We start from the raw sequence: 6,183 nt of genomic DNA, 5'->3' as shown, positions 1-6,183 counted from the left end.
CTGGTGAAGATCAGTAGGCGTCGTGCGGTGCGAATGACGTCGGCGGGTCCGCCGTGCAGGGTGAGGTGGCGTGCGCCGAGGAGGAGTCCGACGACCGAGAGATCAACTGCCGGCGCCACGAGGATCGCGACGTAGGTCGGAACCCCCAGACGGATACCGAGTGTGGCGACATTGCCCAGGCCGAAGAGGAAGGTCAACCCGACGACGGTCCCCACGATCACGGTCACCATGCGGGCGGTGCCGTTCGGACCCACCAGGTCTACGGAACATGTGTTCGATCCGGCTGGCGAGGTTGCTGGCCGGGCGCTCACTGGGCATCGCCCCTGGCCAGGAGCCTCGTGGAGACCGGCCGGACGGTGATCTCGGGACCCTGAATCAAGATCAGGCGGTTCTTATTGTGTTGCGTTAGGTCCACCACGATGCGTAACAATGCCCTGACCTGGGCAAATAGGTAAAAGCTATGAGATCTGCTGGTTGATCGAATGCAAGATGTCCAGGTCGGGGCATTGATCGTCTGGTTCGATTCCCGGGTGTACCGACAAATCTTGATTACTAGGRGTAGCGATAGGGGGTGGCCGGTCAAGGGACCGCAGCCGGCGGCGGTACACCCATGCCGTCTCAGAGCGGGGATGGCGGAGCGGCCGACCGGGCGGGATCTGCATGCGTCCTGCGGGGGAGGGGGAAGTCGCGCGGTTGCGTGGTCGTGAACCAAAAGATCCCGAGACGACGGTGCGCGCGACGACGCCGTTGACGTACCACCGAGGCCGTGTCGTTGCCCTCCGTCGGGCGTCGTGATCTTTAGCGGTTGATGAGCTTCTGCATCGCCGGCAGGTAGCGGTCGCCCGTGAGTTGGAATGCTCCGGCGGCGTCTCGGATCTCCGCGAGGTCCTGGTCGGTCAGCTGCACGTCGGTGCTGGCGATGTTCTCCTCGATTCGTTCCAGGCGGCGGGTGCCGGGGATCGGTACTGCCCACGGGTTGCCGGCGAGGATCCAGGCGAGCGCGATCTGGCCGGGGGTCGCGTCGTGCCGGGCGGCGATGCGTCCGAGCAGATCGACCAGGCCCTGGCTGCGTTCGATCATCTGTGGGGTGAAACGGGGGAAGATCTTGCGCCAGTCGTCGTCGCCGAGCGCCGCCGTGATGCTGCCGGTCAGGAATCCTTTGCCCAGTGGGCTGTAGGGCACGAACCCGATGCCCAGCTCCTGCAGCAGGGGCAGGATCTRCTCCTCGGGTTCCCGCCACCACAGCGAGTACTCGCTCTGCACCGCGGTGACCGACTGGACGGCGTGGGCGCGGCGGATGACGTCGACACCGGCTTCGGAGAGCCCGAAGTGACCGACCTTGCCTTCGGCGACCAGATCCCTGACGGTGCCGGCGACGTCTTCGATCGGAATGTCGGGGTCGACGCGGTGCTGGTAGAGCAGGTCGATGTGGTCGGTGCCGCGCCGGCGCAGTGACCCGTCAACGGCGGCGCGGATGTGCTCGGGGTGGCTGTCGAGTTCCCCCTGCCGCTCTGCGGTGGCGTAGTCGAAGTCGAAGCCGAATTTCGTGGCGATCACGACTTGGTCCCGGACGGGCGCGAGGACCTGACCGACGAGCTCTTCGTTGGTGAAGGGGCCGTAGATCTCGGCGGTGTCGAAGAGGGTGACGCCCAGGTCCACCGCACGGCGGATCACCTCCGGTGCGGTCTCGGTGTCGCGGAGCATCATGCAGCCGAGCCCGACTGCCGACACCTCGAGTCCGCTCCTTCCCAGGGTGTCTGTGCCCAGCAGCGCACCCCTCATGATCATATTTCGCCTTGTTATGGATGGTGGTGCCGGCAGCGGAGCGAGGACRCCGCCGCCTCCTGCGTGGAACCGGTCAACTGCCCGATTCCACGCCCGGCGGATCAAGGGGTCGTGCTGCTCGCACGCGGGCGGAATCCGGTGACGGCTGGCCGCTTGAACCCGCACATTGTAGATCTCGACGCTGTCACCAGAGTGCATCCATGACTACCGAGAGCAACACCAGCTTCTACTGTCGGGCGGCGGACGCCGAACTGTACATTCGTACGACTAGTAGGACGTCTGTACAGCAGTCACGGGGAGGTCGAAGTGCGCATCGGTTTGACCGGTGGGGGTAGCTCGGCGGACAAGATTGTCCAGCAGGCGAAGGAAGCTGAGGCTGAGGGCTTCACGTCTCTGTGGTATGCGAGCGCCGTCACCGGTGACCCGCTCGTCGCCATGGCTGTTGCGGGCCGCGAGACGACCAGGATCGAACTGGGCACCGCCGTCCTGCAGACCTATCCCTGTCATCCTCTGCTGCAGGCCAACCGTGCCGCGTCCGTCGTCTCCGCGATGAACCGGCCCGGTTTCACCCTGGGCCTCGGCCCCTCGCATGAGGGCTTGATCCGGGACGTCTATGGCCTGTCCTACGACCATCCTGGCCGCAGCACCGAGGAGTACGTCACCATCCTCACCGGCCTGCTTCGTGGTGAGGCCGTCGATGTCAAGGGCGAGGACTGGACTGCACGCACCGCCGAGCGGATGGTTCCCATCAGCCATCGGGTGCCCGTACTGCTCGCGGCCTTGTCGCCCCGCCTGCTCCGGGTCGCCGGCCAGCTCGCCGACGGTGTGGTGCTCTGGATGGCCCCGGCACGGGCGATCGAGACCCACGTGGCGCCGAAGGTGCACGCCGCGGCGACGGCGGTGGGCCGCCCGGCCCCGCGCATCGTCGCCGGACTGCCCGTCGCCGTCCACGATGATCCGAACGAGGCCCGTGCGGCCACGGCAGCTACCGCCGCCGGTTACGGCAGCCTGCCCAACTACCAGCGCATCCTCAGGATCGGCGGGGCCTCCACCGCGACCGAGGCTGCCATCGTCGGTGACGAGGCCTCCGTACGTGACCAGCTCCGCAACCTGATCGACGCTGGTGCCACCGACATCTGGGCCAACGTGGTCCCGGTGGGCGACACGAGGGAGGCGCGGGCGCTTTCCCGGCGGCGCACCACCGATCTGCTCCGTGAGCTTCTCGACCAGGGCTAGACCGACGGATGCTCAATCTCGTCCGGTCCCCTGCGGTGTTCAGGGTGCAGTCGGGGGCCCGGCGCGTGGAGGGGGAAAATCCGCGCGACCGAGGCCCCCGACCGGTGCAAGCAGTGCTGGCTTCGGGGCCTCTGCGCGCCCGAAACCGCCGACAACGGACCAGGCACGCCGGCTAGGCCCTCACTATGATGCGCCGGTCACCGCCCCGCTCGCACGGCCCGCTTCGCGCTGCAGACGACGGACGTGCCACCGCATGATCTACGGGGCTGGCTACTGGCCGCTCAGCCTGGTGACGACGGGCGCGAAATCATCGATCTGCTTGCGCGGGATGGTGATGTAGCTGACTCCCGTTATGTCGCGGCGTTCCTGCAAGCGATCCATGATCGCCTCCGGCGAGCCGACCAGCACATTCGGGTGGTCTCTCAGTACCTCCGGCGTGACATCGGGGAGGGCCTTGCGCAGGCTGGTTGACCAGCGATCCAAGGAGCGGTCGACGTCGTCGGTCACGGACACCAGGTACGGCGAGCTTTCCAGCTCCAGTGCGGGAAATCGCGTACCGGCGGCCTCGCGGATCGTGGCGAGGCGCCGTTGTGCCTCTTCCAGCGGCGTGAGGCCGGCGTCGTTCACGGGCTTCCAGCCGACGTTGGCCATGCTGACGATGTCGGCCTCACGCGCGGCCAGGGACAGGACGCGCTTCCTGGAGCCACCGATAAGGATGCGGGGGCGAGGACGTTGGACGGGGAGCGGCAGTCCGGCGTAGCCACTGACCCTGACGTGATCGCCCGCGACGTCGATCGGCTCTCCTGACCAGTGCGCCTTCATGAGGGTGACGACTTCCTCGAGCTTCGAGACACGCTGAGGAGCCGCGTGGAAGGGGAGGCCCATCGCTTCGTACTCGCCCTGGTTGGTGCCGGCCCCGATCCCGAACTCCAGGCGCCCGTCGGAGAGCAGGTCGAGGGTTGCCGCCTCCTTCGCCAGCACCGCAGGCAGGTGGTAGTCGATGCAGAAGACGCGGCACCCGACGCGCAGCGTGGATGTCCATGCCGCCGCGGCGGCCATGGCTGCGATGGGGGCCAGATGCTGCGGGCGTAGCAGAGTGCGGGCGCTGACCGGTCCGGGACCGATGTAGTGGTCTGCGAGGAACAGGGTCGAGTAGCCGAGGTCCTCGACCCTGCGGGCAAGGTCACGCCACTGGTCAGCGGAGGTTGCGGTGGTGGTCTGGACGGCGAAGCGGAACGGGCGTGTGCTACGCACAGACGTAGCCGCCGTCGACGGGAAGGGCCACCCCGGTGACGAAGGACGACTCGTCGCTCGCGAGGAAGATCGCGGCCGCTGCCAGCTCGCTGGAAAGACCCCACCGGYGCATCGGCTGAGGAGGCGCCGGGGCGTCGGCGGGCGGTTCCGAGTGCTCTCTTGAGCCCGGCACTAATCCGGTCCAGGTCATTCCTGGGCAGAGGGCGTTGACCCGTACGTCTTTGTCCGCGAAGTCGAGCGCCACAGCCTTGGTCATCTGGATGACGCCGCCTTTCGATGCGCCGTATACGGCGTTCTTTCTCCATCCGACCAGTCCGGCTGCTGACGCGGTGTTGACCACGGAGCCTCCGCCGTTGCGGAGCATGGCCTGAATGCCATACTTCATCCCAAGGAAAACGCCTTTGAGGTTCACGTCGAGGACGCGGTCGTAGTCCTCCTCTGTCTGCTCGGTGATGAGCAGTTTGGGACCGCCGATACCAGCATTATTGAAGAGGATGTCGAGCTTTCCGAAACGGTTCTCCGCGATAGCGACCATCCGCTCGACGTCTGCGGCGACCGCGACGTCGACGTGAACCRCCACTGCGGCCTCACCGATCTCGTCGGCGGTCCGCTCTTCATCGCCGCTGAAATCGGCGCAGATGACCTTCGCTCCCTCGGCGGCGAAGAGTCGGGCACTCGCGTGCCCTATGCCCGAACCGGCGCCCGTAATGATCGCAACCTTGCCACTGAGCCGTCCTCCCACGTGATCAATCCCTCCGCTGGCACGAGTCGCCCTGTCGGCCGAGCGCAGCATCGCCTGACCGCCCAGAAGATGTTGGACGACCGAATATTATGTGACCTATGGTACGGTCGTACAGCATCGACGGTCAGGGCTGCATCCGGGGCCGCGGCCGGGAGCGGTCCGGCCTGCCTTTGCTCGCAGGAGGGCGCGGTCAGAACGCGCCGGATCGGCACACGGATCCTGCACCTCTGAAAGAGCCGGAGGAAGTCATGTCCCCTGTGACCACCAAGCTTGCACCGAAGATCGGTGTCGAGATCACAGGACTCACAGGTCGAGAGCTCGTGGACCGTAAGGCCGCGGACGACTGTCAGGCGGCTTTAGATCAACATGGCGTCGTCGTGTACCGGGAAATCCACATCAACGACGATGATCTGATCAGTTTCAGCCGCCTGCTGGGTGAGGTCGTCGTACCCAAGGTCAACGACCCCGGCGAGCACCCCGAAATCGCCAAGATCACCCTTGACCCGGCGAAGAGCGTGCTGGCTGGCTATCGCCAGGGAAACTTCCTGTGGCACATCGACGGTGCCACCGACGACCTCCCCCAGAAGGGGACGCTACTCACCGCCCGCGAGGTCGATCCTGCCGGGGGTGACACCGAGTTCGCCAACACCTATGYCGCGTACGATGCGCTCTCCGACGAGGACAAGGCGCAGATAGCCGACCTGCGGGTGGTCCACAGCTTCGCCGCCGCCCAGCGCATCGCCTATCCCGACGCCACGGACGAGCAGCAGGCCAAGTGGGCCAGGGTGCCCTCGCGGGTGCACCCGCTCGTGTGGACCCGACGAAGTGGGCGCAGGTCACTGCTCGTCGGGGCAACCGCGGGCGAGGTCGTCGGTTGGCCAGCCGACCGAGGCAGGGAGCTCTTGGATCGTCTGCTCGCGTGGTCGACGCAGCCGCAATTCTCCCTCCGGCACCATTGGCGTCGCGGCGATCTCGTGATCTGGGACAACACCGGGATGCTCCACCGCGCGTTGCCTTTCCAGCCGACATCTCGCCGTCTGATGCATCGCACCACGCTGGTGGGCCAGGAGCTCGTCACCGCCGCATAGCGGGGCGGCGCGCCTGCGCAAACAGCCCGTAGCGGGGACCTAGTGCGTTGACCAGGAACTTTTCCGGTTGTGGGTGGG

5 protein-coding genes and 1 pseudogene are annotated in these 6,183 nt (G+C 66.5%); 2 read left to right on the top strand and 4 right to left on the bottom strand.

Annotation, left to right across the window (positions count from 1 at the left end; all coding sequences use genetic code 11):
- Nucleotides 1-311, bottom strand: a pseudogene (locus CC117_RS07915) (hypothetical protein); the annotation flags it as partial.
- A gap of 487 nt (nucleotides 312-798) precedes the next feature.
- Nucleotides 799-1,782 (bottom strand): aldo/keto reductase, encoded by a 984-nt coding sequence (locus CC117_RS07910; protein ID WP_071083103.1) that lies wholly within the window; start codon nucleotides 1,780-1,782, stop codon nucleotides 799-801.
- A gap of 309 nt (nucleotides 1,783-2,091) precedes the next feature.
- Here CC117_RS07910 and CC117_RS07905 point away from each other — a divergent pair, with 309 nt between their 5' ends.
- Complete coding sequence (locus CC117_RS07905) at nucleotides 2,092-3,021, top strand: TIGR03564 family F420-dependent LLM class oxidoreductase (protein ID WP_071083102.1); 930 nt, start codon at nucleotides 2,092-2,094, stop codon at nucleotides 3,019-3,021.
- Nucleotides 3,022-3,291: 270 nt separating this feature from the next.
- Here CC117_RS07905 and CC117_RS07900 read toward each other — a convergent pair whose 3' ends face one another.
- Both CC117_RS07900 and CC117_RS07895 read right to left on the bottom strand, forming a co-directional pair.
- Nucleotides 3,292-4,275 carry a TIGR03621 family F420-dependent LLM class oxidoreductase gene (locus CC117_RS07900; RefSeq protein ID WP_071083101.1) on the bottom strand — a complete coding sequence of 328 codons (984 nt, stop codon included), beginning with the start codon at nucleotides 4,273-4,275 and terminating at the stop codon, nucleotides 3,292-3,294.
- Nucleotides 4,268-5,017, bottom strand: a complete 750-nt coding sequence (locus CC117_RS07895; protein WP_116287732.1) for an SDR family NAD(P)-dependent oxidoreductase — start codon at nucleotides 5,015-5,017, stop codon at nucleotides 4,268-4,270. Before CC117_RS07895 ends, CC117_RS07900 begins: the two co-directional genes overlap by 8 nt.
- A gap of 248 nt (nucleotides 5,018-5,265) precedes the next feature.
- Here CC117_RS07895 and CC117_RS07890 point away from each other — a divergent pair, with 248 nt between their 5' ends.
- Nucleotides 5,266-6,105, top strand: a complete 840-nt coding sequence (locus CC117_RS07890; protein WP_071083099.1) for a TauD/TfdA dioxygenase family protein — start codon at nucleotides 5,266-5,268, stop codon at nucleotides 6,103-6,105.
- Nucleotides 6,106-6,183: the final 78 nt, after the last annotated feature.

This window comes from Parafrankia colletiae (assembly GCF_001854655.1).
Classification (GTDB): domain Bacteria; phylum Actinomycetota; class Actinomycetes; order Frankiales; family Frankiaceae; genus Parafrankia; species Parafrankia colletiae.
The sequence above is the reverse complement of the archived record's forward strand: the minus strand, read 5'-3'. Positions and strand labels throughout refer to the sequence as shown.